We start from the raw sequence: 25,416 nt of genomic DNA, 5'->3' as shown, positions 1-25,416 counted from the left end.
CGCGTCGCGGCACATTACTGGCGCATGGATCATGTGGATTTCATTCTGGAGCAATGGCGCCGCGAGCGGCCCGACCTCGATGTGACCGCGATGGGGGTGATCGGGCGCGTCGGGCGGCTCTATCTGGCCTACCTGAAACCGATGGAACAGACCTTCGCCCGCTATGGTCTCAATGCGGCGAAATTCGATGTGCTGGCCACTTTGCGCCGGGCAGGCGCGCCGTATCGCCTGTCGGCGGGGGCGTTGATGAAGGCGACGATGGTGGCATCCGGAACCATGACCAACCGGATTGATCGACTGGAGGCGGATGGCTTGGTCAGTCGCACGACGAATCCGGAGGACAGCCGCAGTTTCCTGATCGCCCTGACCGTTGAGGGGCTGACGCTGATCGATGAAGTCGTGGAGGCCCATGTCGCCACACAATCCGGCCTGATCGAGGGGCTGTCCCCCGAAGAGGTCGACCAGTTGGCCGAGTTGTTGAGCAAGGCGCTGACGGCATTGGACCGCACCTGATGGTACGGTCCAATGTGTCGGTCCTCGTCAGGGAGCCCCGGCGCCGGCCTGGGGTGTGGCACGGCGCAAGGGCGCGCTTCTAGAAGTCCTCGTAGAAGTTGAGCGCGGCATTGCCATCGGTGCCATGCGCCGTCGGCGCGGGCGGTGTCGCGTCCTCGTGATCGGCGGACACGTCCCACTCGTCGCGCTGGAGGGTGCGGGCAGGGCGATCAGAGCTGGCGGGGGCGGCGTGTTGATCCTGGCCTGCCGCACCGGACAGTTTGAAGTTCGCCACGACGCTGCCCAGTTGAGAGGCGTCGCTGTCCAGCATCTGGCACGCGGCGGAGGCTTCTTCCACCATGGCGGCGTTCTGTTGCGTCACCTGATCGAGCTGCACCATGCCGGTGTTGATTTCCTCGATGCCGTTCGATTGCTCGGATGCGCCTTCTGCGATTCCCGACACCAGTTGAGAGATGTGGTTCACGCGTTGAACAATCATCTGGAGCGCTTCACCGGCCTTGCCGACGAGGTCGACACCCGATTCCACCTGTTTGGAGCTTTCGCCAATCAGGGATTTGATCTCCATCGCGGCCTCGGAGGAGCGTTGCGCCAGAGCGCGCACCTCGCTTGCCACCACCGCAAAGCCGCGGCCAGCTTCGCCTGCGCGTGCAGCCTCGACACCAGCGTTCAGTGCCAGCAGGTTGGTCTGGAAGGCGATATCGTCAATCACCGAGATGATCTGTTCGATCTTCTTTGACGACTGTTCGATCTCGGTCATTGCGGTCACCGCGTTCTGTACCACGCCGCCGCTGGTTTCGGCCTCTTGTTTGGCCTCACCGGTGATCTGCTCCACACTGCGGGCGCTTTCAGCGGCGGATTTCACACTTGCTGTCATTTCTTCCAGCGCGGCGGCGGTTTCCTCCAGCGTTGCGGCCTGGCTCTCGGTGCGATGGGACAGATCGTCGGACGACTGGTTGATCTCGGCGGCACCGTTGCGAATGCGCTCGACCGCGCTCACCACATGGCCGAGCGTCTGATTGAGCGTGCTCACCGTCGTGTTGAAATCGGCACGCAGCTTTTCATGCTCGCCCGAGAATGGCGTGTCGATGGTGGCAGAGAAATCCCCTTGCGACAGACGCAGCAGCCCGGCGCTGAGGTGTTCCACCACAATCTGCTGTTCCTGCTGCTGTTGCGCGCGGGCTTCCTCGGCTTCACGCGCCAGACGGAGGTCGTCCTGAAGCGACACCAGCGCCTTGCCGATATCCCCGATCTCATCGCCGCGGCTTGCGTCAGCGACGTCGGTATCCAGATTGCCGTCCGCAACCTCGGCCATGCCGGTGCGAATACGGTTTAGGGGATGCGTAAAGGAACAGGCGATCCGCCAGCCAAGAAAGGACATGGCCAAACATACGCCAATGGCGATCAGACCGAGCACCCAGGCCTGGCTGCGCAGCGGTGCCATGACATCGTGCACATCCTGTTCGATGACCAGAACCCAATTGGCAATCCCGAGGTCGAGCGGCCGGGAGTAGGCATAGACCGGGTGGCCATCCAGCCCATCCGCGCCCTTGAAGAAGTGCGTTTCACCGTCAAGCGCCAGCATGATATGATCGTTCTCCGGCAGTGTGTCGAGCACCCGGAACCCGTCCTCAAAGCGGGAATTGGTGCGCGCCATGAGGTCTGCGCCCATCAGGTAGACCTGTGCGGTTTCGCCAAGGCCATCGGTGTTGTTGGTAATCTGACCCAGCAGATCCACGGGAACCTGGATCGCGATGACGCCCAGGCGGGTGCCGTCTCCATCAACGACCGGCGACGCGAGGAACGCGGCGGCAGCGCCATTGCTGGGGGCATAGGGTTCCATGTCCGCAAAGGCCACGGTTCCAGTCTTGGCGGACTGTGCATCGCGAAAGGCTGCCCCAAGCCCGGAGTCCTTGTAGGCACCGTTGGTGAGGCTGGTGGCGTAGTCCATTTCCTTGAAGACGGAATAGACGATGTCGCCTGCTGGGTTGATCAGAAAGGCATCGTAATAGCCTTTGCTTTCGATCAGCGTCCGCAGGCCATGATGATAGGTTTCGTGGATCTCGTGATAGGCGGCGTCACCGTCTGCCCTGTGCAGCTTGTGCTTTTCGCCGACGGGATGCCGATTGTCCTTGATGTAGGCGGTGCGCAGCGTGTCCGCGGCCGCTCCCCCAAGATCCTCCCACGTGGTCGCAAATGATCCCAGGGCGTTGACGGTGGCCGGCGAGGCGGCAAGCGACGTCAGATCCGCTCGGATCGTGGACATCATATTGCGTACCGATGCGCTGCGATCAGCGGTGATTGTCTCCATCTGGTTCTCGACGGCGCGTTCGGCATACCCGTGAAAGGCAAAGAGCGCGGCGGCGATGAGGATGGCGCTGATGGACGCGCTGAAAGCTGCGAAGTAGAGCGGCAGCTTCTGGGAAACTCGAAGGGCATTCATACGAAACATGGCGAGGTCCTATCGGATAGATGTGATCCACATTCTAGACCTCGCGTGGCAAACTTAAGAATTGGCAAATCTGGGTGGCAATACCTCTCTTTCGCGAATTACTATACTTTTGCGCGAAGTTTATGACCTATATGGCGCCAAGCGGCGGCATCAAAGGTGAAGGCTTGTATTCATTGAGGAAAGTGTGATTCGCGAACCCAAAGCGCAAACGGCGCATTTCGTTTTTGGATTTGGGTTCGGTTTTGGTCGGTCTGGTAGTATTTGAATTACCGAATACTACCCTGGGTCGCATGCCTTGAGCCTCTCGATGTCGGCGATTGGCTCAAGGCGTATCTTGTCTGCGGGCACGGGCGTTTAGGCCGCCAGCAAGCCCGCTGCTTGCAGAAGTGCGCGCATGTCGGTTTGCGGGCGCGGGCCGATGTGGCTGATGACTTCGGCCGCACAGGCGTTCCCCATTCGGGCGCAGGTTTCCAGATCCTGATCGTGGGCGAGGCCAAACAGGAAACCGGCTGCGAACTGATCGCCGGCGCCGGTGGCATCCACGGGCACGACCCGGGTCACGGGAACGTCGATGCGGCCTGCAGGGCTGACAACGGTAACGCCCTCGCCGGAGCGGGTGCAGACCACCAGCGGGCAGATCGCCGCCGTCTTTGCCAGCGCCTCTTCCAGATCACCGGTTTCAAACAGAGAGCGGATTTCGGCCTCATTGCCGATCACAAACTCCAGCTCGGTCTCGATCAGCTTCAGAAAATCGGCGCGGTGACGTTCGACACAGAAGGGATCGGAGATCGCGATGCCCGGCTTGCCGCCGCCTGCGCGGCAGTCACGCGCCGCTTCCATAAAGGCGGTTTTGCCTTTGTCCTTGTCGAACAGATACCCCTCAAGGAACATGATCTGCGCCTGTCCTGCGACCGCGTTCGGCACGTCGTCAGAGCTGAGTTCAGACGAAATCCCCAGATAGGTGTTCATCGAGCGCTCGCCATCGGGCGAGACAAAAATCATCGAACGCGAGGTGGGAAGTTCGCCGCCCGTGACGGGCGGGTTTACAAAATCAACGCCATCGTCCTGCATGGCTTGCGCGTAAAACCGCCCCAGCGCGTCGTCATGCACGCGGCCGATGAACGCCGAGGACAGCCCCAGCGCACCAGCACCCGCAATGGTATTGGCGACAGAGCCACCGGGCGTCTGCACCCGTTCCTTCATCGCGGCATAGAGCACTTCACCCCGCTCACGCTCGATCAGCTGCATGATGCCCTTCTCGATCCCCATATGGTCGAGGAAACTGTCGTCGCACTGGGAAATCACGTCGACAACCGCGTTGCCGATACCGACGAGCTGGTAGGTTTTGGTCATAGTGTTTTATCCTCGTAGAGGCAGAGATCTCGGATGATGCAGGTGGAGCACAGGGGTTTGCGCGCCTTGCAGTGATAGCGGCCGTGCAGGATCAGCCAGTGATGCGCGTGCAGTTGAAAATCGACCGGGATATTGTCCTCGATCGCCCGTTCAACGGCGTTCACATCCTTGCCGGGGCAGATGCCAGACCGGTTGCCGACGCGAAAGATATGCGTGTCCACCGCCTGTGCCGGGTAGCGCCACCACATGTTCAAAACCACATTGGCGGTCTTGCGCCCCACGCCGGGCAGGCTTTCGAGCGCTGCACGAGAACAGGGAACCTCGCCACCGTATTGATCGACAAGGATGCGGGAGAGCTTGATGACGTTCTTGGCCTTGTTGCGATAAAGGCCAATCGTCTTGATGTGTTCGACCACACCCTCTTCGCCAAGGGAGAGCATCTTCTGGGGTGTGTCGGCGATTTTGAACAAATCCTTGGTGGCTTTGTTCACGCCTGCGTCGGTTGCCTGAGCGGACAGGGCGACGGCCACGACCAACGTGTAGACGTTGACATGGTCGAGTTCGCCCTTGGGTTCGGCCTCGGCGTCCTGGAACCGCGTGAAGATCTCGCGGAGCGTATGATAATCGAGTTGCTTGGCCATCGGGCGTTCTTTTGCCCGCTGAGGACACAGGGCGCAAATTAAAAACGCGTGGTATTCGCAAGGGTTCAGGCGTTGCGGTGCAAAAGTCGCGCTTTAGCGTCGCGCAACAAAACAAACCGCAGGTTCCGGGTCGCGCCGCGTGCTTACTGTGGCTAATCTCAATGCCGAAGTAGAGAGAATACCAATGAGGACGAGTGCCATGCCGCGGGACGAACAGGCTTATCACTATGGGGTCATCCGCCGCGCGATCGAGGTCATTGATGCGGATGGGGCGGATCTGTCTCTCGAAGAACTGGCTGCCCGCATGGACATGAGCTCAGCACATTTTCAGCGTATATTTTCAGCCTGGGTTGGTGTTTCGCCCAAACGCTACCAGCAATACCTGCGTTTGGGACATGCAAAATCGCTGTTGCGTGAGGATTTGCCCTTGCTGGAGACCGCCCATGCCGTTGGGCTTTCCGGGTCTGGCCGCTTGCATGATTTATTCCTGCGTTGGGAGGCGATGAGCCCCGGTGAGTATGCCCGCCGGGGCGAGGGGTTGACCGTACGTTGGGGCTGGTTTGACAGCCCCTTCGGACTGGCACTCGCCATGGGCACTGAAAAAGGCCTGTGTGGTCTGGCCTTCGCGGCCGAAGTCGGGGCTGAAACGGCCCTGAGCGATATGCGTGCCCGCTGGCCCAAGGCCGCGTTTGTCGAGGATGCAGATGCGTTGCGCCCACAGGTCGAAGCGGCCTTTGCCCGCAAAGGCGAGACTGCGCTGCATCTGATGGGGGCCCCTTTGCAGATCAAGGTTTGGGAGGCGCTCCTGCAGATCCCCGAAGGCGAGGCCACCACCTATGGCGAGATTGCCGAAGCCATCGACAATCCCCGCGCCGTGCGCGCCGTGGGAACGGCGGTGGGGAAGAACCCGCTGAGCTGGCTCATCCCCTGTCACCGGGTGTTGCGCAAGGGCGGCGACATGGGCGGCTACCACTGGGGCGTGCCGGTCAAACGCGCGATGCTGGCTTTTGAGGCCGCCCGCGCGGAGGTCGCGCAAGAGAGCGCCGCGTGACCATGCGCGTGAGACCCCTCTTTATGCTCTGCAAAAGCGCTTTGCGGCGTGCGCGACGCTGTGCAGCCAGATGTGCTTCGAGCTCCGCCCACGCCTCTGCGCGCTCGATTTCATAAGCGGTGCGCGGCGGCCGTGGTGTGTCCCATCGGTCGAGGCCGAGGGTGACAAGAGCGATCCAATCATAAGACGACATGCGCAGACTCCATTGGGTGTGATGTGACCCTCTGAGAAAAGCAAATCGCTGCTGACACCCTGTTGTCAGTGGGGCATGCTAGGATGGCAGCAGGGTGTCACGGCATGTGCCCGCCCATCTGCATCACCGGAGGTGTCATGACCCGCAGCAATCGGATGTTCGAGTTGATCCAGATCCTGCGCGCGGCCCCTGCGCCGGTTCGGGCCGAGGATCTTGCCGCTCAGCTTGAGGTCTCCAAACGCACGATCTACCGCGATATTGCCGCGCTTCAGGCGATGCGCACGCCCGTCGAGGGAGAGGCGGGGATCGGCTACATGCTGCGCAAGGGGTATGATCTGCCACCGCTCAATTTCGATGAAGAAGAAATCGAGGCGCTGCATGTCGGGCTTGCGATGTTGATGCGCACGGGGGACGGCGCGCTACAGCAGGCGGCGGCGCGGGTTGGGCGCAAGATATGCGACGTCCACGCCAGCGCCGAGTGGTTGCAGGTTGCCCCGTATGGCGCGCCGCTTGATGACCCCGACAATGGCTGTGTGTCCAAGGCGATCTTGCGCCAGGCGGTCCGCAGCGCCCAGAAACTGCAACTGGTCTATGTGAATGAGGCCGGAGAGCAGAGCGAGCGCATCCTGCGCCCCTTGGCGTTGATCTATCACATCGACTGCACGCTGCTTGCGGCGTGGTGCGAGCTACGCAGCGGCTTTCGTCATTTCCGCACGGACCGGATGATGTCTGCTGACTTGCTGGACGCGCATTTCAGTGATGAAGCCGCGTTGTTGCGCAAGCTGTGGCGGGAACAAGAACGCGACACGTTTGTTTACAAGGCGTAACTTGGCCCGCAGGTTCGCGAGTGGGGGTGCGCGGCAATCCGCCGAACGCGGTGCCTGCACGCTTGCTGCGCGCAGCGATGCGCACAATATCTACACACAACGTCTCCGCCCGCGAACAGAAAACGCGGGCGATAAAAGACAGGTTTGAGGAAGAAAAGGTAGACTACAAATGTCTTTTGCAAAAATCCCCGCCCTTGGCGTGCTGGCCGCTGCCGTGGCGCTGAGCGCGTGTGACGATCCTGCCTCCTATGGTGCGCCCGGCGGTATCAACCGCTCTCAGAACGGGGCCATCATCGGTGGCCTGATTGGTGCAGGCATCGGTGCGGCGACCTCGGATGACGACAAGGCCGAGACCATCATCGGCACCGCTGCTGTCGGCGCACTGGCTGGCGGCCTGATCGGGCGAGAGTTGGACAAGCAAGAGGCGGAGCTGCGTCAAAGCCTCGACAATGACTCGATTTCCATTGTGAACACCGGTGATCGTCTGATTGTCTCGCTGCCCAATGACCTGACCTTCGCCACCGACAGCGCTGCGATTTCCTCGGTGGTGCGGAGCGATCTGCGCAAGGTTGCTGGCAGCTTGCAGCGCTATCCGGGCAGTGTGGTTCAAGTGATCGGTCACACCGACAGCGATGGCGCGGCCTCCTACAACTATTCCCTGTCTGAACGTCGGGCCAATGCGGTCGCCGATGAGATGGCCGCCGGCGGCGTCTCTTACAACCGTATGCGCATCATCGGCCGTGGCGAGGATCAGCCCGTGGCGAGCAACCTGACCGTTGAGGGCAAGGCACGCAACCGCCGGGTGGAAATCGTCATCATCCCGCAGGCGAGCTAAGCTCAAACGGATGAGCAGACCCCAAAGGCCGCGCCCCCGAGCGCGGCCTTTTTTGTTTGGTGCGCCAGCTGTGTAAGGGTGCACAGCCCGTCTGCGGTGGTCGGGCTTTGTTTGCGGGCTGACGCGACCTAGCTTTCACAGCGAGATACATGATTTGAAAGGACCAAATGATGGCTGATCCAGTATTGCTTATTATTTCCGGCTCTCTCCGCAAGGAGGCGACCAACCGTAAGCTGGCCAGAGAGGCCGCTCGGCTTTTTGGTCCTGCGGAGGTCATCGAGGGCGATCTGAACCTGCCGCTTTATGATGGCGATGCGGAAGAGGCCGACGGTATACCCACCGCCGTGCAGGCGCTGGCCGATCAGATTGCAGGGGCGGATGCCGTGGTCATCTCGACGCCCGAGTACAACAAAGGCCCATCCGGCGTGCTCAAGAACGCGCTGGATTGGGTGAGCCGCACCGAGGGCAACCCCTGGGCCGACAAGCCCGTGGCCGTGATGTCTGCCGCAGCGGGGCGTGCGGGCGGGGAGCGCGCGCAGATGATCCTGCGCAGTTTCCTGGTGCCGTTTCGCCCGCGTGTTCTGCCCGGGCCGGAGGTACATCTGGCTGGATCGAGCAAGGAATTCGACGCGGCCGGACGTCTGACCAGCGAGCTCTATACCAAGACACTGACCGACTTGATGACCCAGCTTCGCGCGGCTGCAACTGGGTGACAGCATCGGGCAGGCCGCGGGGGCCGCACCCAACGGGTGCGGCCCCCGCGTTCGGCGATGCGCCTGGCGCAGCGCAATCCCTCTCTTGAACGCCGGGACCGCGGCACACTCAGAGATTGTCAGAGACACGAAACCCGTCGGGAATGGTGTCGCGTCCGTCCAGCAGCAGGGTTGCCATGACCTCGGCGACCTTGGGGGCCATGCCAAAGCCGATCTTGAAGCCACCGTTGGCGATGAAATGCCCGGGGCGGTCGGGGTATTCTCCCAGCATTGGCGCGCGCGTGCGGGCGCGGGGGCGTACACCGGCCCAACGCTCCAGAACCTCGGCACCGGCAAGTTGTGGCATTGCGGCGATGGCACGTGCAATCACCTGATCAAGCTGCGCATCAGGTTCGTCCGGGCGGATGAATTCACGCTCGCTGGTGGAGCCGATGGCCAAGGTGCCATCCGCATGCGGAATGATGTGCAACCCATCCGCATAAAGCTGTGGCACCGCACCGGCATCGTAGGCCAGCAGTGCGGCCTGTCCCTTGACGCCCGTGCCAACCAGACGCGGCGACAGGGCGTTCAGGTCCAACAACCCCTGATACCCGGTGGCATGAACCACGTGCCCTTCGTCGCGCCCGTCACCTGCGACCTCGACACCGCCAGCGCGCAGGGCGGCGACCAACGCAGCACAGGCCCGGCGCGGATGCATGCGCGCCGAGAGCGTGTCGTGGATCACCATTCCGGTTGCGCTGGGCGGGCACCAGTCACCGAAATCGGAGGCCGGGCGCACGTCCCAGATCGCATGGTCTTGCCACAGCTCGGCTGCGGTCTCGCGGCGTGCGAGGGCCAGTTCCAGCGTGCGCTCATCCGCGATGGGTTGCAGGCGGCCAAGGCGTCCATAGCCCGGCGAAACACCCCCGGTATCTTCAACCTCGGCCCAGAACCCTTCGGCCATCAACAGGCTCTCAAGCTGAAACGCCTTCTTTGGGTTCCAGTTTTCCGGCACATGCGGGGCGAGCGCGCCGACCAGCCCGCCGCTTGATCCAGCGCCGGGCCCTGCGGGGTCGATCACCTGCACCTTGGCCCCGCGTTGGTGGCAGGCCCATGCGATTGACAGCCCAAAGATGCCAGCGCCGCGCACGGTGATTTCAGCAGTTGCCATTTCCATGACCTTTCGTCAGGTTCGCCCTCGTGTCACGTCTCACCTAAAGGAATTCGCGATGGCAGACCAGCAGGCACGGCTGAGCTGGCGAGAGGGCGATTTGCCCGTCTCCGATCAGTTCGACGACCCTTATTTTTCGCTGCAAAACGGCCTGTTGGAGACTGAGCATGTCTTTCTGGCCGGCAATGATCTGCCCGCCCGGTTTCAGCCCGGTTTCCACATCGCAGAACTTGGGTTTGGCACCGGTCTTAACATGCTGGCCGCGTGGCGCGCGTGGGAACAGAGCGGACAAGGCACGCCGCTGCGGTTCACCAGTTTCGAGGCCTCCCCAATGGCCCCAGCCGATATGGCACGCGCGCTGGAGGCCTTTCCCGCGATCACGCCATGGGCGGAGCGGTTTCTGGCGTACTGGACCGGCGATGGACGCTGTGATCTGGGCAGCTTGCAGTTGGAGGTTGTCATCGGCGACGCGCGCAGGTCGCTGCCAGAGTGGACAGGACAGGCGAACGCCTGGTTTCTGGACGGGTTTTCGCCCGCCAAGAACCCGGAACTGTGGCAAGACGATCTGATGCAGGCAGTCGCGGATCATACTGCACCAAACGGCACCGCAGCGACTTACACCGCGGCCGGATTTGTCCGTCGCGGGCTGGAGGCTGCAGGTTTCAAAGTAGAGCGCACCCCCGGTTTTGGGCGCAAGCGGCATATGACGCGGGCAATTTTGACAGATGAATTGAAAGGCTGAACCATGGAACAGGTCATGGCCAAGAACGACACCAGACTGGGCATCTTGCTGATGATCGGCGCAACGATCGTCTTTGCCCTGCAAGACGGGATTTCGCGGCATTTGGCGAGCGAATATAACGTCTTTATGGTGATCACCATTCGCTACTGGTTCTTTGCGGCCTTTGTGATCACGCTGGCACTGAAACAAAGTGGCAGCGTCAGGGCTGCCGCACAGACCAGCCAGCCGTGGGTGCAGATCTTTCGCGCCTTTGTGCTTGTGGCAGAGATTTGCGTCATGGTTCTGGCTTTTACCGTGCTTGGCCTTGTCGAGAGCCACGCGGTCTTTGTCTGTTATCCTCTGCTGATCGCTGCGCTCTCGGGGCCGATCCTTGGCGAACAAGTGGGCTGGCGGCGCTGGGCGGCGATTGGCGTGGGTTTCATCGGTGTGCTGATCATCCTGCAACCGGGGTCAGGCGTGTTTCAGGTGGCGGCACTGATCCCGCTGCTGGCGGCACTGATGTTTGCACTCTATGGCCTGCTTACCCGCTATGTGGCGCGCCGCGACACCACCGCGACCAGCTTTTTCTACACCGGCGTTTACGGCATGATTTTTGTGACGCCCTTGGGGCTTTGGTGGTGGGAGCCGATGACCGCACCGGATTGGGGCTGGATGGCGACCCTGTGCGTCACGGGCGCACTTGGGCATTGGCTCCTGATCAAATGCTACGAGATGGCAGAGGCCAGCGCCGTGCAGCCGTTTGCGTATATGCAGCTGCCGTGGGCCGCGATGATTGGCCTGCTGGTATTTGGCGAGGATATGCGCACCAATGTGATCATTGGTGCGGCCATCGTTGTGGCTGCGGGGCTATTCACCTTTTGGCGCGAAAACCTGAAGCGTGCGGCCAGATAGTTCGCGCGTGAACGGCTGGGGCAGCGGTGTCTGCCCCAGCCGCGCGCGATAAACCGGCAGGCTCTCGGTGACGCGCATCACGTAGTTGCGCGTCTCGTTAAACGGGATGTGCTCGATCCAGTCGACCACATCCACCTCCGGGTCGCGCGGATCACCGTAGCGTTCCATCCATGCAATGGGGCGATGGGGGCCTGCGTTATAGCCTGCCGCCATCAGGACCACATTGCCGTCAAACTCTCCTGCGAGCCCCGCCAGATAGGCGGCACCGAGCTTGGCGTTATATTGCCAGTCTTCGGTCAGGCGCGAGACCTTGTGATCGTCGAGGATGCCGAGGTCCTTGGCCACCAATTCCGCCGTTCCGGGCATCACCTGCATCAATCCGCGCGCGCCCACATGGCTGATGACCACCGGGTCAAATTCGCTTTCGCGTCGGGCGATTGCCAAGACCATCTCGGACGCCATCGGTAGGCTCATCTGGGTGACAGGGTGCAAGGGATAATAAGCGCCTGCCAGTTCCAGCCCGTCCTGGGCAGCACGTTTGGAGATCATCACAGCCAAGTGGGGCTGTTTCATATCCACCGCCATCTGGCCCAGTTGCAGCGCCTGATCCGGGGGCAGGCTTTCGACCAGATGGGTCAGGAACCGCTCGCCCAGCGACAGATCGCCCGCCTCGAGCAAAGCGATGCCAGCCTTATAAACCGACGATTGCAGGAAAGGCGCGCCCTTCCAGTCGGGCGCTTCGGGTGTGGTCAGGCGCGGATCAAACCCGCGCCCCAGCGCCTGTGCGGAGAGCAGCCCGTAATAGGAACTCTGGAATTTTGCACCAAGCCTGTAGGCCGCGTGGGCCTTGTCGATCTCGCCCATCTGGGCATAGGCGCGCCCCAGCCAATACCCTGCACGCCCAACCGAGATCGGGCTTTCCACGGCGGCGAGGAAACGGGTGAAATGATAGACCGCAAGCTCGGCATCATCCAGTTTGCGCAGGGCGACATAGCCTGCGATCCACTCGTTGTCGGCATAGCCATAGCCTGCGTCGGGTTCAGAAAAATGGTAAGCCGCGAGTTTGTAGGCGCGGGTGTTGTCATTGTCGCGCATCAGTTGGCGCGCGAAATCCGCGCGCCGGCGCAGCCATTTGTCCGGCTCTCCCAACGCCTCGGCAGAGGTGGAGCGCTCAAACATCATGGCAATTGCATCGTCCTGGCGCCGTTTGGCATCGCGCCACGCAAACCTGTCATAGGCCAGCCCCGCGTCATCTTGCAGGTTGGCAGGCACCGCAGCGATCGCCGCATCAACACCATTGGCCTGTTCCTGCAAGGCAATCCGGGCTTCGGCCAGTTTGCGCGCCCCATCGCTGACTAGATCCAGCATCCGGCGCGAGGATACTTTGTGGCCCTCCCACAAAAGCCGGTTCAGGCGCGCTTCGTGATGTTTGGCGAGCAGAGTCTTATGGCGCGCAAGATAGGCGTTTTGTACCTCTTCTGACATTGCCATGCTGCGCCACGCGCGCACGATCTCTGCCTCGCCTTCGCCTTTACGGCCCGCACCAATCAGCGCTTCGCCAAGGCTGAGCGCTCCTTCGGCAGTCTGTGCCTCAGATGTATCGCGATAAAACGCAAGTATCGTTGCCTGTCCTGCGGTGGCGATGACTTCTTCGCTCTGGCGGCGCAGGTAGTCCATTCCCGGCCAATCGGGGCGGCGGTCGATAAAGGACATGACATCGCGGGCAGTGCCTTTGCCTGCACGCAGGCGGTGCCATTCGATTACGTCACGGGCAAGTGATCCCTCTTCGCCTGCGTCGATCAGGGCCTCTTGCCACTGGCCATCGCGCATCAGGGGGAGGGCGGTATCAAGTCCGCGCGCATGCGCGGGCGCGCCAAACAGGGTCGCGCAAATCAGCAATGAACAGGCGAGTCTGCGTGTCATCTCTTGCATTTTCCAGCAATCCGGGGATAGAGGCTGTGACGATAGTGCGTGTGTCGCGGGGTGCAACTCAATTTCCCGCCAGCGCGCCTGTCCGGGCAAGGATTTGCCCGCATCAAAACCACTAACTGGAGCGTTCCCATGTTCAAAGGCTCTATGCCAGCCCTCGTCACCCCGTTTCGCAATGGTGAGTTGGATCTGGATACGCTCAAACACTTGGTGGAATGGCATATTGCCGAAGGTTCGACCGGCCTCGTCCCCGTTGGCACCACCGGTGAAAGCCCGACGCTGACCCACGAAGAACACGAGTTGGTCATCAAAGTGGTGGTGGAAACCGCTGCTGGCCGTGTGCCGGTGATCGCCGGCGCCGGGTCCAACAACACCGTCGAGGCGATTCGCTTTGTGGAATATGCCCACCGGGTTGGTGCCGACGCGGCGCTGGTTGTGACGCCTTACTACAACAAGCCGACCCAACGCGGCATGATCGCACATTTCAGCGCGTTGCATGACTGCGCCGACATCCCGATCATCATCTACAACATCCCGCCGCGCTCAGTTGTGGATATGACCCCCGCCACCATGGGCGAGCTGGCAAAACTGCCGCGCATAGTCGGTGTCAAGGACGCCACCGGCAAGCTGGAGCGCGTCAGCCAGCAGCGTGCCTCTTGTGGTCCGGAGTTCATCCAGCTCTCGGGCGAGGATGCCACCGCGCTGGGCTTTAACGCACATGGCGGTGTGGGTTGTATTTCCGTCACCGCAAACGTCGCGCCAAAACTCTGCGCCGAGTTCCAGGCGGCGACGCTGGCGGGCGATTACAAGACCGCGCTGGAGTATCAGGACCGCCTGATGCCACTGCATGAGGCGATCTTTATCGAGCCCGGTCTGGTGGGCGCAAAATACGGCATGTCGAAGCTGGGCCTGTGTTCCGAGGAAGTGCGTTCGCCGCTTACAGGGCTTGAGGACAGCACCAAGGCCAAGATTGATGCAGCCATGGTGCACGCAGGCTTGCTCTGATCGATTTCAGTTTTTACTGAATGCGACAGCCTCGGTTTTGCCGGGGCTGTTTTGTTTTGGCGAATTGTCTTGTGGTGGGGCGCTGTTTCTACAGAACCTTGGCCAGATGCGCGGTCTTTTCGGGATTGCGGATCACATAGACCTTGGCGATCCGCCCGTCGCGGATTTCCAGCGCCGTGGCCTGAACCAGACCTTCCTGCTCCAGGCTGAGGATCGCGGGCAGGCCGTTCAGCATCGCAAATCGCCAGCGTGGCGGCAGATGGGCGCCGGACTTGCGCGCCAGCCCTTCGGCCAGTCGCATCACCTTGTCGCGGCCATAGATCGGGTTCAGTGTCGCCAGGACCTTGCCGCCGCCATCGCTGACCAGCTCCACATCCTGTGCCAGAAGCTGTGTCAGCGCCGCCATGTCGCCGGTCTTGGAGGCGCGAAAGAAGGCTTCGGTCAGGGCGCGCCCCTCGTCGGGTGCGACACGGGCACGGGGGCGTTCGGCTTGGACATGGCGACGCGCCCGGGACACCAGCTGGCGGCAGGCGGTTGGGCTGCGGTCCAGCGCTTCGGCCACCTCTTCATGGGTGTTGCCGAAGACGTCGTGCAGCAGAAAGGCGGCACGCTCCAACGGCGTCAGCCGCTCCAGCGCCAGGAGCAACGCCACAGAGACATCGTGGTCCAGCGCATCCACCGGGTCTTCGGTCAGCAGCGGCTCCGGTAGCCATTCGCCCACGTACGTCTCGCGCTTGACACGCGCCGATTTCAACTGGTCCAGACAGAGCCGTGTGACCACGCGCACCAGATAGCCGGTTGTGTCGCGCACCTCGGCCTGAGACACCGATTGCCAGCGCAAATACGCCTCTTGCAGGATATCCTCGGCATCCGCGACGCTGCCCAGCATCCGGTAGGCGACCGCAAAGAGACGCGGCCGCACCGAAAGGAACGCAAGGGTTCCGGTATCCTGTGGCTGCTGGCTCACGCGGCGCTGGCCTCCTCGGACGCAGGATGAGGCGTGCGAAATCCGATGGCAAGCCGGTTCCAGCTGTTGATGGCCCCGATCATCAGGGTCAGCGCAACCTGCTGGCGGGGCGAGAACTGCTCTGCCACCAGCGCGTAGTCTTCATCCGGCGCCGCCGTATCAGCCACGCGGGTCAGGGCTTCGGTCCATGCAAGCGCCGCGCGCTCCTGCGCCGAGTAGAGCGGGCTTTCGCGCCAGGCTGGCAGCAGGTGCATGCGATCTTCGCTCTCGCCCATCTTGCGCATGTCATGGGTGTGCATGTGCAGGCAATAGGCGCATTTGTTGATCTGCGAGGCCCGCAGCTTGACCAGTTCGATGATCGTAAGGCTGAGGCCGGATGCTTTGAGGACCTCCTCCTGCTCCAGCATCGGCTTGAAGAGGTCGCCAGCCTCGGCAAAGGCGTTGAGGCGTTCGGTCATGGGGCTGTTCCTTTCACGTTGTGACGGTGATGGAAACAGGACGAAGCAGCCCCCCAGTGTGTGACACAGGGGGGGCAGATTTTTTAACGTTTGCCGTAATAAAGCCCGACCACATGCTCGGCTTCTGCAAAGAACAGCCAGCGCGTGCACGCGACGCCTGCGATATGCAGAACCACCGCCAGCGCGGCGAGGAGATGCTTTGCCATCAGCCCCTGAACCGGGAGCAGCAGGCACAGGAGCGGCAGGGCAATCGCAAGCGCAAAGCCGATCACCCGCAGGCGCGTCGCATGTTTGCGCCCGACCACATAGGCAAATTCCCGCAACAGGTAGTTGGTGCCGGTATGGGGCGGTTCAAAGGCGCGGACGTCCCCGCGTGCCGCCAACCCCGTTGCCGTGGCTAGCGAGGTGCCGGAGAGGGCAAAGGCGCGGTCGCCCTGATGCCAATAGGCCAGCAGCGTCAAGCCCGCCAGCGTCAGCAGCCCCATCGCCTGCCCCTCTTGCCCCGCAAGGAGGGCGCCGCCCGCGAGGCTGAGAGTCAGGAACAGCGCTGGCGTCAGCGGCACCATGTTCCAGCGCGGCACGGTCTTCAGCTGTGCGTAGATCATCGAGGTGGTGAAGACGGTGCCAAGGCTGAGCGCCGCCCCAAGTGCGCCCACAAACGTCCAATGGCTCTGCAGGAACACCGCACCCGTGGCGTAGACGCCCATGGTGAGGAGGGCTGCGACGGCACAGCATCCCTCCCGCGAGAGCCAGCTGCTGCGCCATTGCGAGAAGGCCTTCCACGCGCGCTCGGGGTGGCCGAGGTGAAAGGTCGAAGCCAGCAAGCCCCCGACCGCCAGCGCGTAGGCGATCAGGTAAAAGACAAAGGCTACCATGCCGGTGACTTCGGGCATGCCGAGGCCGAGAAAGAACAACAGGCCAAAGCCGAGGCCCGAGAGCGTGGTGAAGACGATGACGGAGGGTGCGGGATGCATCAGTTTGACCCCCCGGGCAGTTTGTCCAACGCACGGTCAAGCCAGCCCAGAAAGCCGCCAGTATCCTCCGCCACCGGGGCGAGGAAGGGGGCAAGCACGTCGATCTGCTCTTGCGTCTGTGAGAGCGTGTCCTTTGGGCGCGGCGGCAGGTATTTGTTGACAGGTTTCGTGCCCATCTCCGGCATCAGGTCCATGCCACCGCGCGCGGCCACCAGTTGCGAGACCTCGGAACCGGGATCGCCCAGATCGCCGAAATGCCGCGCGCCGGCCGGGCAGGTCCGCACGCAGGCGGGTTGGCGGTCTTCTTCGGGGAGGTTCTCATTGTAGATCCGGTCCACGCAGAGGGTGCATTTCTTCATCACCCCCGCCGCCAGGTCGAGCTCGCGCGCGCCATAGGGGCAGGACCAGGCGCAGAGGCCGCAGCCGATGCAGTCCTCCTCGTTCACCAGCACGATGCCGTCCTCGACCCGTTTGTAGCTGGCACCGGTGGGGCAGACGGTGACGCAGGGCGCGTCCTCGCAGTGCAGGCAGGATTTCGGGAAGTGGACCAACTGGGCATGTCCTTGCTCCGGCTGCACCTCGTAGGAATGCACGCGGTTGAGGAAGGTACCGGACGGATCGGCGCCGTAGGCGTCCTGATCCGAGAGCGGCGTGCCGTAGTTTTCGGTGTTCCAGCCCTTGCAGGAAATCACGCAGGCATGGCAGCCCACGCAGGTGTCGAGGTCGATCACCAGGCCCATCTTGCGGCTGGTGGTGCGCGGGAGGTCGGTCATGTCTGCGGGCCTCCGTTTGAGTTGAGAGGGTTGAACCGGGGCTCTGCCCCGGACCCCGAGATATTTTTAAGAAGGTGAAGGGGGGAGGGGCTCATTTGCCGACCTTCCACGTTAGGGTTTTCGGGCCTTTGCCAATGGGGGAGGTTTGCGCCGGGGTTACGGGCTGGCTTTCGCTCAGGCCGTCGGGCGGGGCGGCCTTTTCGATCTTGACCTTGAGATCGAACCAGGCGGCCTGGCCGGTGATCGGGTCGGAATTGGCCCAGCGGAGGCCGTCCCCCCTGGGCGGGAGCAATTCGTGGATCAGGTGATTGAGCAGGAAACCTTTGGTGGCTTCGGGGACGTCGTGGGACAGGGCCCAGGCACCCTTGCGTTTGCCGATGGCGTTCCAGGTCCAGACCGTGTTGTCATTGAGGGCCGCCATCTCCAGCACCGGCACGGTGATTTCGCCATGTGGAGAGGTGACGCGGGCCCAGTCGCCGTCCTTGAGGCCCGCCGCACGCATCAGTCTGGTCGGGACATAGAGCGGGTTAGCCCCATGCAGCTGCCGCAGCCAGGCATTCTGGCTGCCCCAACTGTGGTACATCGCCATGGGCCGCTGGGTGAGGGCGGAGACGGTGAAGCCGTCGTTGCCCTGCTGATCGGTCTGATACCAGATCGGCAGCGGGTCCATGGTCTGTTTCAGACGCGCGCGCAGATGGTCGGGGGGCTGACGTTCGCCCTTGCCCTCGGCGGCGGCCTGGAATTTGCGCAGGGGTTCCACATAGAGCTGGAACAGGTAGGGCTGCGGCGCGTCAAACAGGCCCATGCCCACCGCCCAGTCCTGATAGGCACGGTTCCAGGGTTTGTAATATTGCGCCTCCTCGGGGATGTGGTTGAGGAAAAAGCCGCCGTTTTTGATGTAGCTGTCCAGCTGATCCGGGTTCGGCGCGCCGCGTCCGGTCTCGGTTCCATCACCGCGAAATCCTGCCAGCGGGCCGATGCCCGGCTTGCGTTCGTGGTTGACGATATAGTCGGCGTAATCCTGATATTTGGCGCTGCCATCCTCCGCCGTGAAGCCGGGCAGTTTCATTCGGTTGGCGAGCTGTACGAGTACGGTCTGAAAGCCGCGCACGTCGCGGTCAGGCTCCACCACCGGCCAGCGGATGGCATCCGCCGCGCCATCGGCCTCGCAGATCGGACGGTCGAGCAGCGAGATGCAGTCGTGACGTTCCAGATAGGTGGTGTCGGGCAGGATCAGGTCGGCATAGGCCACCATTTCCGACGAATAGGCGTCGGAGTAGATGAGATGCGGGATTACATACTCGCCGTTCTCGTCGGTGTCCGTCAGCATCTCCATCACGCCGCGCGTGTTCATGGAGGAGTTCCACGCCATATTCGCCATATAAAGAAACAGGGTGTCGATCTTGTAGGGATCGCCCGCATGGGCGTTGGAGATCACCATATGCATCAGCCCGTGGCTGGACATCGGGTTCTCCCATGTAAAGGCCTTGTCGATGCGCGCCGGGCTGTCGTCGTTCAGCAGCGCCAGATGCTCCGGCCCCTGGACAAACCCAAGGTGCGGCCCGTCGAGCGGCTTGCCCGGGGTGACGCGGCAATGGGGCGGCGGATGGGCGGTGGCGGGTTTGGGGTAGGGCGGTTTGAAGCGAAAACCGCCCGGCACCTCCACCGTGCCCAGAAGGATTTGCAGCACATGCAGCGCGCGGCAGGTCTGGAACCCGTTGGCGTGCGCCGAGACCCCGCGCATCGCATGCATGGAGACGGGGCGCCCGCGCATGGTCTGGTGGGTCTCGCCCCGGAAATCGGTCCATTCGCGCTGGATCTCGAAGGCCTCGTCAAAGGCGACGCGGGCGATCTCGGTCGCAATGGCGCGGATGCGCGCGGCGGGGATGCCGCATTGATCGGCGACCGCTTCGGGGGCGTATTGGGGATCGAGGTATTTCTCGGCCATCAGCCGAAAGACGGAGACATGGGTGACATCGCCCATCTGGAACGTGCCATTCAGATCGGGGCGCACCCCGTGCATGTCGTAAGGTGCAAGCTGGCCGGTGGCGCGGTTGATCACCAAGGGCGCGCCATGGTCGTCGCGCAGGAACAGGCCAAAGTCGTCACTGTCGGGGTCCTGGTTCACGAGCACCGGCGCATTGGTGTAGCGCGACAGATAGTCGAGGTCGATCTTGCCCGCCTTCATCAGCACGTGGACCAGCGACAGGATGAACAGCCCGTCGGTGCCGGGCGTGATGCCGACCCAATCATCCGCCACCGCGTTATAGCCGGTTCGGATCGGGTTCACACCAATGACGCGCGTGCCCCGGGCCTTGATCTTGCCGATGCCCATCTTGATCGGGTTGCTGTCGTGATCCTCGGCGACGCCGAACAGAAGAAACAGCTTGGTGTGGTCCCAGTCGGGCTGGCCGAATTCCCAAAACGCCCCGCCCATGGTGTAGATACCGGCTGTGGCCATATTGACCGAGCAAAACCCGCCATGCGCGGCGTAGTTGCAGGTGCCGAAGTTCTGCGCCCAGAAACTGGTGAAGGACTGAGACTGATCGCGCCCGGTGAAAAACGCCAGCTTTTCGGGATGTTTTTCGCGCAGGGGCTCCAGCCAGCCTTGCGCGATATCCAGCGCCTCGTCCCATGAGATTTCCTCAAACTCGCCGGAACCGCGCGGGCCAACCCGTTTCAGGGGCGCGCGCAGGCGCGAGGGGGCGTTATGCTGCATGATGCCCGCGCTGCCCTTGGCGCAGAGTACGCCCTTGTTGACCGGATGGTCGCGGTTGCCCTCGATATAGGCGACCTTGCCCTCCTTCATGTGCACATTGATGCCGCAGCGGCAGGCACACATGTAACAGGTCGTCTTGCGGATCTCGTCCGAGACCGGCGGCGAGGTCTCCACCTCGGGTTGCTGGATTGTCATCTGGCCTCCCTAATAGTCCTGCGTCAGGTCAAAAGCGTGATCCCCACAAGTATGACCCCGGCGATAAACAGCGTCTCGACAATGAGAAGCGCGATGGCGGCGCCACCGACAGAGAGCACCTGTTTGAGGTTGCTCTTCATGCCGACGGCGGCAATGGCGATGAGGAGGAGCCAGCGCGAGCAGGCGCTGAGGAACTCCGTCACGACCTCGGGGATGAGGCCAAAGGAATTGAGGGCCGCGAGCGCGATAAAGGCGATGACAAAGCCGGGCAGCAGCGGCGGCTGCTTGCCTTCGGAGGGGGCCTCGATCCGGGCGCGGATCACCAGCGAGGCGACAAGCACCACCGGGGCCAGCATGGACACGCGGATGAGTTTTACCAGGGTCGCGGTGTCGCCGGTGTCCTCTGAAATCGAGAACCCGGCACCGACCACCTGCGCCACGTCATGGATGGTGCCACCCAGAAAGACGCCGGCCTGGATCGGGTCGAACGCCATCAGGCGTGCCAGAATCGGATAGGCGATCATTGCGACCGTGGACAGCACGGTGACCCCCATCACGGTGAAGATCAGCCGTTGTTCGGAGCGGTCATCCCGGGGCAGAATGGCGGCGATCGCCATGGCGGCGGAGGCGCCGCAGATCGCGACAGAACCTGCGGTCAGAAGGGCAAAACGCCAGCCGTGACCGAAGAAACGCGCGATCAGCAGGCCAAAACAGATGGTTGCCACCACGCCACCCGCGGTCAGCAGGATCAACGGCAGACCAAGGCCCGCCAGCACCATCATCGAGACGCGCACGCCGAGCAGGGCCACACCGAGGCGCAACAGCACACGCGCCGAGAAGGTGACGCCGGGCACCGTTCGCCCTTCCTCACCGAGGAAGCTGACCGCAATCCCGAGAAGCAGCGCCAGCAGCATCGCAGGCGTCGCGTAGTGTTCGGCCAGAAACTGCGCCGTCACCGCCACGATGATGGACACCGCAACGCCGGGAAACATCTCCTTGGCGCGGGCGCGCAGGGCGTGAGGCGAAGGAAGCAGGCGGGCGGGCGTGGACTTGTTGGTCAATGGAAGTCTTTCAGGCAGAGGCGGGATGTCTTTGGATTTGGTGCATCATTTGTGTATCAATTTACCGTGGCGCTTCAAGGTGAAACAATTTGCTTTTCTACGTCCTGAAATTGGTACGTATGTTCCATTGTTTTGGAAAGGGGAGGGTATCTGTTTTGATCATGACGCGGTGATCGCGATCAGGTCACGGGTATCCGCAGCGATTTGTCGTTCTTCCTCGGCCGGAACGATCCACAGATCTGGGGTGCTGTCTGCGGCGCTGAGCCGTGCGGCGTTGGCGGCGTTGCCTTTCGTGTCCAACCGCGCACCGAGCCAGGCAAACCCTGCGATGATCTCGGCCCGGATTGCGGCGGCGTTCTCACCGATACCTCCGGTGAAGACGATCGCATCACAGCCGCCCATGGCCCCGATCAGACTGTGGCCGTGGCGAATGGCGGATTGGGTGAAATGAGCGATCGCAAACCGTGCCTCGGGGGTGTCGGCCGCTTCCAGCGCACGCATGTCGGACAGGCCATGAGAGAGACCCTTGAGGCCGGACTGGCGGTTCAGCAGGGTCCTGGCCGCGTCCAGGCCCATTTCCTCGACCAACCGCAGGGTTGCATTGGCGTCCAACGTTCCCACACGGGTGCCCATGGTCAGCCCTTCGAGCGGGGAATAGCCCATGGTTGTCGCCACCGATTGTCCGTTCAGGATCGCGCAGGCCGACGCCCCGTTGCCAAGGTGAAAGGCCAGCAGGCGGCACGGCAGCGGTGCGCTGCTGATCTCGGGCAGGCGGCGGCAGAGCGCAGCATAGGAGAGCCCGTGAAACCCGTAGCGGCGCAAACCCAGCGCTTCGGCTTCGGGCGGCAGGGCATAGCGCTGGTTCACCTCCGGGGCGCTGGCGTGAAAGGCGGTGTCAAAGCTGGCGTATTGCGGCAGGTCGGGCGCAAGGTCACGCAGCGCATCGATTGCCGCGAGCGCATGTGGATTGTGCAGTGGTGCAAGCGGAACGCAGGCAGCAATCTCGTCCCGGACCTGCGGGCTGATGCGGGTTGGGGCGGTCAAAGTGGTGCCGCCATGGACCACGCGGTGGGCCACGGCACTGAGGTGCTCAGGTCCGAACCCCTCTCGTGTGAGGCGGTTCAGAACAACGGCCAGAGCCTCGGCATGGGTGGGAAGGGGGAGGTGCTCGATCTCATCGCCCATGCGCACCCGGCCCTGTTCGCCGATGCCCTCGGCAATACCGCTGAGGCGGAGTTGCAACCCTGTGTCGAAACACGCGAATTTCACCGATGAGGATCCGGTGTTCAGGACAAGGATGTCGCGTCGCGCGGTCATAGTGCCACCTTGAGGATGTTGAGCATGGCCAGAGTCGCGAGAAGCATCACCACCTTGCGCCGAAATCGCGCCGGATCAGCACTGGCAAAGCCGCGCCCGCCGAGCCAGACACCGGCGCCCAGAATGGGAAAGGCCATCAGGGCACCCGTCACCGTCTCGCCCGTCACCAGCCCATGCGCGGACATGGTGGGCAGGGCCATCAGGTCGATGCCGGTCAGGAAGACGATCATGGTGGCGCGAAAGGCTGCCGGGCTCAGGGCCTGCGCCGACAGGAATGCAGCAGTGGGAAGACCGCCGACCCCCGCTGCATTGGCAGTGCCTGCAATGATACCCACGCCCCCGTGTCCCAGACGTCCGATGGGGCGTTTCAGCTGCCAGCCGCTCAGCAACAGCAGGCTCAGCACGAGGATCAGTGCGGAGACCGCGATCCGCGCCTGCCCCGGATCGAGACGCGCCATGATGGCCACGGCCGGGATCACGGCCAGCGCGGCCCCGAACAGAAGCGCGCCCGCGCGGGACCAGTCCACATGGGGGCGAATGCCCTTGGCCTGAAAGGCGGTCATGGCGATTTCGCAGGAGAACACCACCGGGATCAGGGGCAGCGGGTTGGTGATCTGCGCCGCCAGCACAATGAAAATCGCGGAAAAACCAAATCCGGAGTAGCCGCGGATCACCGCCGCGCAAAACAGCGCGGCGGCGAGAAAGGCGCCCTGAGCGAGGCTCAGGTCAAATGGCAGGACCAGCGCGGTCATGCACCGTCCTGGGGCCGCATGTCGTCGGGTGAGATGCCGGCGACCTCGACCGGTTTCTTCATGGCGTCGCGGCGGAACGGCTCGCCCAGTTCCTGGTTGATCAAAGCCTCGATCAGCGTTGTGATGCCGTTCTTCTGGTCTTCGATCGCCTGATGTAGCGCGCTTGTCAGTTCGTCCATGGTGCGGGCCACGACACCTTTGAGGCCGCAGGCGATCGCGATTCCGGCGTAGGAGACTTTGGTATCAAGCTCGGTGCCGACAAAATTGTCGTCGAACCACAGAGTCGAATTGCGCTTTTCCGCGCCCCATTGATAATTGCGGAACACCACCTGGGTGATTGCCGGCCATTCCTCGCGCCCGATGGCGGTGAGCTCATTGACCGCAATCCCGAAGGCGCCATCGCCGGCAAACCCCACGACGGGCGTGTCCGGACAGCCGATCTTGGCGCCCATGATCGCGGGCAGGCCATAGCCGCAGGGGCCGAACAGGCCCGGCGCCAGGTATTTTCGGCCGGCCTCGAACGCGGGGTAGGCATTGCCGATGGCGCAGTTGTTGCCGATGTCCGAGGAGATGATCGCCTCTGTCGGCAGGGCGGATTGGATCGCGCGCCAGGCCATGCGGGGGCTCATCCAGTCGGGCTTGTCCGCGCGGGCGCGTTGGTTCCAGCTGGTGCCCGGATCGTCGTCCTCGTGATCCATCGAGGCGAGCTGCTGCGCCCAGCGAGATTTGGTCTCGGCAATCTTGTCCTTGCGCGCCGCGCGGCCCGCATCGCCCGCCGTCTCGGAAAGCTGGTCGAGGATGCCCGTGGCCACTTTGGCGGCATCGCCGACGATGCCGACACTCACGGGTTTGGTCAGGCCGATGCGATCCGGATTGATGTCCACCTGGATGATCCTGGCCTCACTGGGCCAATACTCCATGCCGTAACCGGGCAGGGTGGAGAAGGGGTTGAGGCGGGTGCCGAGACAGAGCACCACATCGGCCTCCTTGATCAGCTCCATACCGGCCTTGGAGCCGTTGTAGCCCAGCGGGCCGGCAAACAGGGGATGGGACCCGGGAAAGGCATCATTGTGCTGATAGCCCACACAGACAGGAGCATCGAGCCGTTCGGCCAGCGCCATGGAAGCGGCAATCCCTCCCTTTGACAGGACCACGCCCGCGCCGTTCAGGATCACCGGGTTCTGCGCGGAGGACAGCAGCGCGGCAGCCTGGGTCACCGCGTGTTCGCCCCCGGCGGGACGCTCAAACTCGACAATGGCCGGCAGGGCAATGTCGACGACCTGGGTCCACATGTCACGCGGGATATTGATCTGTGCCGGTGCAGAGGCGCGTTTGGCCTGCATGATGACGCGGTTCAGCACTTCGCAAACACGCGAGGGATCGCGGACCTCCTCCTGATAGGCGACCATGTCCTCGAACAGTTTCATCTGTTCGACCTCCTGAAAACCACCCTGACCGATGGTCTTGTTGGCGGCCTGCGGCGTCACAAGAAGAAGCGGCGTGTGGTTCCAGTAGGCGGTCTTCACTGCGGTGACGAAATTGGTGATGCCGGGGCCGTTCTGGGCGATCATCATGGACATCTTGCCGGTGGCGCGCGTGTAGCCGTCGGCCATCATGCCGGCAGAGCCTTCATGCGCGCAGTCCCAGAAGGTGATGCCCGCCTTGGGAAAGAGATCGGAAATCGGCATCATGGCGGAGCCGATGATCCCGAAGGCATGCTCGATGCCATGCATTTGGAGGGTTTTGACAAAGGCTTCTTCGGTGGTCATGCGCATGGATGCGGTCTCCTGTTGGTCTCGCGGCCATAGGTCCGGAGGAGATGGGTCTTTGTTCCGGTTTAGGCGGGGGCATGCAGAGGCGTTAGGGCCAGTTTCGCGGTGCCGTAGTGCCAGCCTGATCGCATCTCTT

General features: G+C 62.7%; 22 protein-coding genes. 8 read left to right on the top strand and 14 right to left on the bottom strand.

The window, feature by feature from the left end; all coding sequences use genetic code 11:
- Positions 1 to 24 precede the first annotated feature (24 nt).
- A complete protein-coding gene (locus ACXAF5_RS18135) occupies positions 25 to 513 on the top strand; it encodes a MarR family winged helix-turn-helix transcriptional regulator (RefSeq protein WP_239365632.1) in 489 nt (162 codons plus the stop codon).
- 79 nt (positions 514 to 592) lie between these two features.
- On the opposite strand, the gene ACXAF5_RS18130 is transcribed toward ACXAF5_RS18135, so the two are convergent.
- The 3 genes from ACXAF5_RS18130 to nth form a co-directional block, all read right to left on the bottom strand.
- Entirely contained in the window at positions 593 to 2,962 is a 2,370-nt protein-coding gene (locus ACXAF5_RS18130; protein WP_474947646.1) for a methyl-accepting chemotaxis protein, read from the bottom strand.
- A gap of 354 nt (positions 2,963 to 3,316) precedes the next feature.
- On the bottom strand, positions 3,317 to 4,315 hold the full coding sequence (locus tag ACXAF5_RS18125; RefSeq protein ID WP_474947645.1) for an adenosine kinase: 999 nt from the start codon (positions 4,313 to 4,315) through the stop codon (positions 3,317 to 3,319).
- On the bottom strand, positions 4,312 to 4,956 hold the full coding sequence (gene nth / locus ACXAF5_RS18120; protein WP_474947644.1) for an endonuclease III: 645 nt from the start codon (positions 4,954 to 4,956) through the stop codon (positions 4,312 to 4,314). The genes ACXAF5_RS18125 and nth overlap by 4 nt, the downstream gene beginning before the upstream one ends.
- Before the next feature lie 199 nt (positions 4,957 to 5,155).
- Between nth and ACXAF5_RS18115 the strand changes: the two genes are divergently transcribed.
- The 4 genes from ACXAF5_RS18115 (at position 5,156) to ACXAF5_RS18100 (ending at position 8,575) form a co-directional block, all read left to right on the top strand.
- On the top strand, positions 5,156 to 6,007 hold the full coding sequence (locus ACXAF5_RS18115) for a methylated-DNA--[protein]-cysteine S-methyltransferase (protein ID WP_474947643.1): 852 nt from the start codon (positions 5,156 to 5,158) through the stop codon (positions 6,005 to 6,007).
- Between the two features lie 330 nt (positions 6,008 to 6,337).
- Positions 6,338 to 7,027 carry a helix-turn-helix transcriptional regulator gene (locus ACXAF5_RS18110; protein ID WP_239322466.1) on the top strand — a complete coding sequence of 230 codons (690 nt, stop codon included), beginning with the start codon at positions 6,338 to 6,340 and terminating at the stop codon, positions 7,025 to 7,027.
- A 169-nt stretch (positions 7,028 to 7,196) separates the two neighbouring features.
- Positions 7,197 to 7,862, top strand: a complete 666-nt coding sequence (locus ACXAF5_RS18105) for a YiaD family glycine zipper/OmpA-like lipoprotein (protein ID WP_239322467.1) — start codon at positions 7,197 to 7,199, stop codon at positions 7,860 to 7,862.
- Between the two features lie 170 nt (positions 7,863 to 8,032).
- The gene (locus tag ACXAF5_RS18100) at positions 8,033 to 8,575 is read left to right on the top strand and encodes an NADPH-dependent FMN reductase (protein WP_239322468.1); all 543 of its coding nucleotides are present in this window, start codon (positions 8,033 to 8,035) and stop codon (positions 8,573 to 8,575) included.
- 109 nt (positions 8,576 to 8,684) lie between these two features.
- On the opposite strand, the gene ACXAF5_RS18095 is transcribed toward ACXAF5_RS18100, so the two are convergent.
- The gene (locus ACXAF5_RS18095; RefSeq protein WP_474947642.1) at positions 8,685 to 9,725 is read right to left on the bottom strand and encodes an NAD(P)/FAD-dependent oxidoreductase; all 1,041 of its coding nucleotides are present in this window, start codon (positions 9,723 to 9,725) and stop codon (positions 8,685 to 8,687) included.
- A gap of 58 nt (positions 9,726 to 9,783) precedes the next feature.
- Between ACXAF5_RS18095 and mnmC2 the strand changes: the two genes are divergently transcribed.
- Positions 9,784 to 10,467, top strand: coding sequence for a tRNA (5-methylaminomethyl-2-thiouridine)(34)-methyltransferase MnmC2 (gene mnmC2, locus ACXAF5_RS18090; protein ID WP_474947641.1), 684 nt, complete (start codon positions 9,784 to 9,786; stop codon positions 10,465 to 10,467).
- A 15-nt stretch (positions 10,468 to 10,482) separates the two neighbouring features.
- Positions 10,483 to 11,358 (top strand): DMT family transporter, encoded by an 876-nt coding sequence (locus tag ACXAF5_RS18085; RefSeq protein WP_474947640.1) that lies wholly within the window; start codon positions 10,483 to 10,485, stop codon positions 11,356 to 11,358.
- Here the strand turns inward: ACXAF5_RS18085 and ACXAF5_RS18080 are convergent.
- Positions 11,314 to 13,281 (bottom strand): lytic transglycosylase domain-containing protein, encoded by a 1,968-nt coding sequence (locus ACXAF5_RS18080; RefSeq protein WP_474947639.1) that lies wholly within the window; start codon positions 13,279 to 13,281, stop codon positions 11,314 to 11,316. The genes ACXAF5_RS18085 and ACXAF5_RS18080 overlap by 45 nt on opposite strands.
- A 138-nt stretch (positions 13,282 to 13,419) precedes the next feature.
- Here ACXAF5_RS18080 and dapA point away from each other — a divergent pair, with 138 nt between their 5' ends.
- Positions 13,420 to 14,292, top strand: coding sequence for a 4-hydroxy-tetrahydrodipicolinate synthase (gene dapA, locus ACXAF5_RS18075; RefSeq protein ID WP_005611979.1), 873 nt, complete (start codon positions 13,420 to 13,422; stop codon positions 14,290 to 14,292).
- 88 nt (positions 14,293 to 14,380) lie between these two features.
- Here dapA and ACXAF5_RS18070 read toward each other — a convergent pair whose 3' ends face one another.
- The 9 genes from ACXAF5_RS18070 to xsc form a co-directional block, all read right to left on the bottom strand.
- Positions 14,381 to 15,259, bottom strand: a complete 879-nt coding sequence (locus tag ACXAF5_RS18070; protein ID WP_474947638.1) for a sigma-70 family RNA polymerase sigma factor — start codon at positions 15,257 to 15,259, stop codon at positions 14,381 to 14,383.
- Positions 15,256 to 15,717 carry a carboxymuconolactone decarboxylase family protein gene (locus ACXAF5_RS18065; protein WP_474947637.1) on the bottom strand — a complete coding sequence of 154 codons (462 nt, stop codon included), beginning with the start codon at positions 15,715 to 15,717 and terminating at the stop codon, positions 15,256 to 15,258. The genes ACXAF5_RS18070 and ACXAF5_RS18065 overlap by 4 nt, the downstream gene beginning before the upstream one ends.
- Positions 15,718 to 15,800: 83 nt before the next feature.
- Positions 15,801 to 16,691, bottom strand: coding sequence for a dimethyl sulfoxide reductase anchor subunit family protein (locus tag ACXAF5_RS18060; protein WP_474947636.1), 891 nt, complete (start codon positions 16,689 to 16,691; stop codon positions 15,801 to 15,803).
- A complete protein-coding gene (locus tag ACXAF5_RS18055; protein WP_474947635.1) occupies positions 16,691 to 17,464 on the bottom strand; it encodes a 4Fe-4S dicluster domain-containing protein in 774 nt (257 codons plus the stop codon). Before ACXAF5_RS18055 ends, ACXAF5_RS18060 begins: the two co-directional genes overlap by 1 nt.
- Positions 17,465 to 17,555: 91 nt before the next feature.
- Positions 17,556 to 20,378: a molybdopterin oxidoreductase family protein gene (locus tag ACXAF5_RS18050; RefSeq protein WP_474947634.1), complete on the bottom strand. Its 2,823-nt coding sequence runs from the start codon at positions 20,376 to 20,378 to the stop codon at positions 17,556 to 17,558.
- A gap of 23 nt (positions 20,379 to 20,401) precedes the next feature.
- The gene (locus tag ACXAF5_RS18045) at positions 20,402 to 21,370 is read right to left on the bottom strand and encodes a YeiH family protein (protein ID WP_474947855.1); all 969 of its coding nucleotides are present in this window, start codon (positions 21,368 to 21,370) and stop codon (positions 20,402 to 20,404) included.
- A gap of 228 nt (positions 21,371 to 21,598) precedes the next feature.
- The gene (locus tag ACXAF5_RS18040) at positions 21,599 to 22,756 is read right to left on the bottom strand and encodes an acetate/propionate family kinase (protein ID WP_474947633.1); all 1,158 of its coding nucleotides are present in this window, start codon (positions 22,754 to 22,756) and stop codon (positions 21,599 to 21,601) included.
- Positions 22,753 to 23,499 carry a TSUP family transporter gene (locus ACXAF5_RS18035; RefSeq protein ID WP_474947854.1) on the bottom strand — a complete coding sequence of 249 codons (747 nt, stop codon included), beginning with the start codon at positions 23,497 to 23,499 and terminating at the stop codon, positions 22,753 to 22,755. The genes ACXAF5_RS18040 and ACXAF5_RS18035 overlap by 4 nt, the downstream gene beginning before the upstream one ends.
- A gap of 5 nt (positions 23,500 to 23,504) precedes the next feature.
- Positions 23,505 to 25,283: a sulfoacetaldehyde acetyltransferase gene (xsc, locus tag ACXAF5_RS18030; RefSeq protein ID WP_474947632.1), complete on the bottom strand. Its 1,779-nt coding sequence runs from the start codon at positions 25,281 to 25,283 to the stop codon at positions 23,505 to 23,507.
- Between the last annotated feature and the right edge of the window lie 133 nt (positions 25,284 to 25,416).

The organism is Epibacterium sp. ABV4_022 (assembly GCF_056159345.1).
Note: the sequence above shows the minus strand (reverse complement) of the source record. Positions and strands in the feature narration are given on the sequence as shown.

Excerpts from the sequence above, each read along its gene's own strand:
- ACXAF5_RS18065 (WP_474947637.1), bottom strand. The coding sequence starts at position 15,717 with ATGACCGAACGCCTCAACGCCTTTGCCGAGGCTGGCGACCTCTTCAAG.
- ACXAF5_RS18045 (WP_474947855.1), bottom strand. The coding sequence starts at position 21,370 with ATGTTTCCCGGCGTTGCGGTGTCCATCATCGTGGCGGTGACGGCGCAG.
- ACXAF5_RS18105 (WP_239322467.1), top strand. The coding sequence starts at position 7,197 with ATGTCTTTTGCAAAAATCCCCGCCCTTGGCGTGCTGGCCGCTGCCGTG.
- ACXAF5_RS18125 (WP_474947645.1), bottom strand. The coding sequence starts at position 4,315 with ATGACCAAAACCTACCAGCTCGTCGGTATCGGCAACGCGGTTGTCGAC.
- ACXAF5_RS18100 (WP_239322468.1), top strand. The coding sequence starts at position 8,033 with ATGGCTGATCCAGTATTGCTTATTATTTCCGGCTCTCTCCGCAAGGAG.
- ACXAF5_RS18055 (WP_474947635.1), bottom strand. The coding sequence starts at position 17,464 with ATGACCGACCTCCCGCGCACCACCAGCCGCAAGATGGGCCTGGTGATC.
- ACXAF5_RS18135 (WP_239365632.1), top strand. The coding sequence starts at position 25 with ATGGATCATGTGGATTTCATTCTGGAGCAATGGCGCCGCGAGCGGCCC.
- xsc (WP_474947632.1), bottom strand. The coding sequence starts at position 25,283 with ATGCGCATGACCACCGAAGAAGCCTTTGTCAAAACCCTCCAAATGCAT.
- ACXAF5_RS18080 (WP_474947639.1), bottom strand. The coding sequence starts at position 13,281 with ATGACACGCAGACTCGCCTGTTCATTGCTGATTTGCGCGACCCTGTTT.
- ACXAF5_RS18040 (WP_474947633.1), bottom strand. The coding sequence starts at position 22,756 with ATGACCGCGCGACGCGACATCCTTGTCCTGAACACCGGATCCTCATCG.
- ACXAF5_RS18060 (WP_474947636.1), bottom strand. The coding sequence starts at position 16,691 with ATGCATCCCGCACCCTCCGTCATCGTCTTCACCACGCTCTCGGGCCTC.
- ACXAF5_RS18110 (WP_239322466.1), top strand. The coding sequence starts at position 6,338 with ATGACCCGCAGCAATCGGATGTTCGAGTTGATCCAGATCCTGCGCGCG.
- dapA (WP_005611979.1), top strand. The coding sequence starts at position 13,420 with ATGTTCAAAGGCTCTATGCCAGCCCTCGTCACCCCGTTTCGCAATGGT.
- ACXAF5_RS18085 (WP_474947640.1), top strand. The coding sequence starts at position 10,483 with ATGGCCAAGAACGACACCAGACTGGGCATCTTGCTGATGATCGGCGCA.
- ACXAF5_RS18095 (WP_474947642.1), bottom strand. The coding sequence starts at position 9,725 with ATGGCAACTGCTGAAATCACCGTGCGCGGCGCTGGCATCTTTGGGCTG.
- mnmC2 (WP_474947641.1), top strand. The coding sequence starts at position 9,784 with ATGGCAGACCAGCAGGCACGGCTGAGCTGGCGAGAGGGCGATTTGCCC.
- nth (WP_474947644.1), bottom strand. The coding sequence starts at position 4,956 with ATGGCCAAGCAACTCGATTATCATACGCTCCGCGAGATCTTCACGCGG.
- ACXAF5_RS18130 (WP_474947646.1), bottom strand. The coding sequence starts at position 2,962 with ATGTTTCGTATGAATGCCCTTCGAGTTTCCCAGAAGCTGCCGCTCTAC.
- ACXAF5_RS18115 (WP_474947643.1), top strand. The coding sequence starts at position 5,156 with ATGCCGCGGGACGAACAGGCTTATCACTATGGGGTCATCCGCCGCGCG.
- ACXAF5_RS18050 (WP_474947634.1), bottom strand. The coding sequence starts at position 20,378 with ATGACAATCCAGCAACCCGAGGTGGAGACCTCGCCGCCGGTCTCGGAC.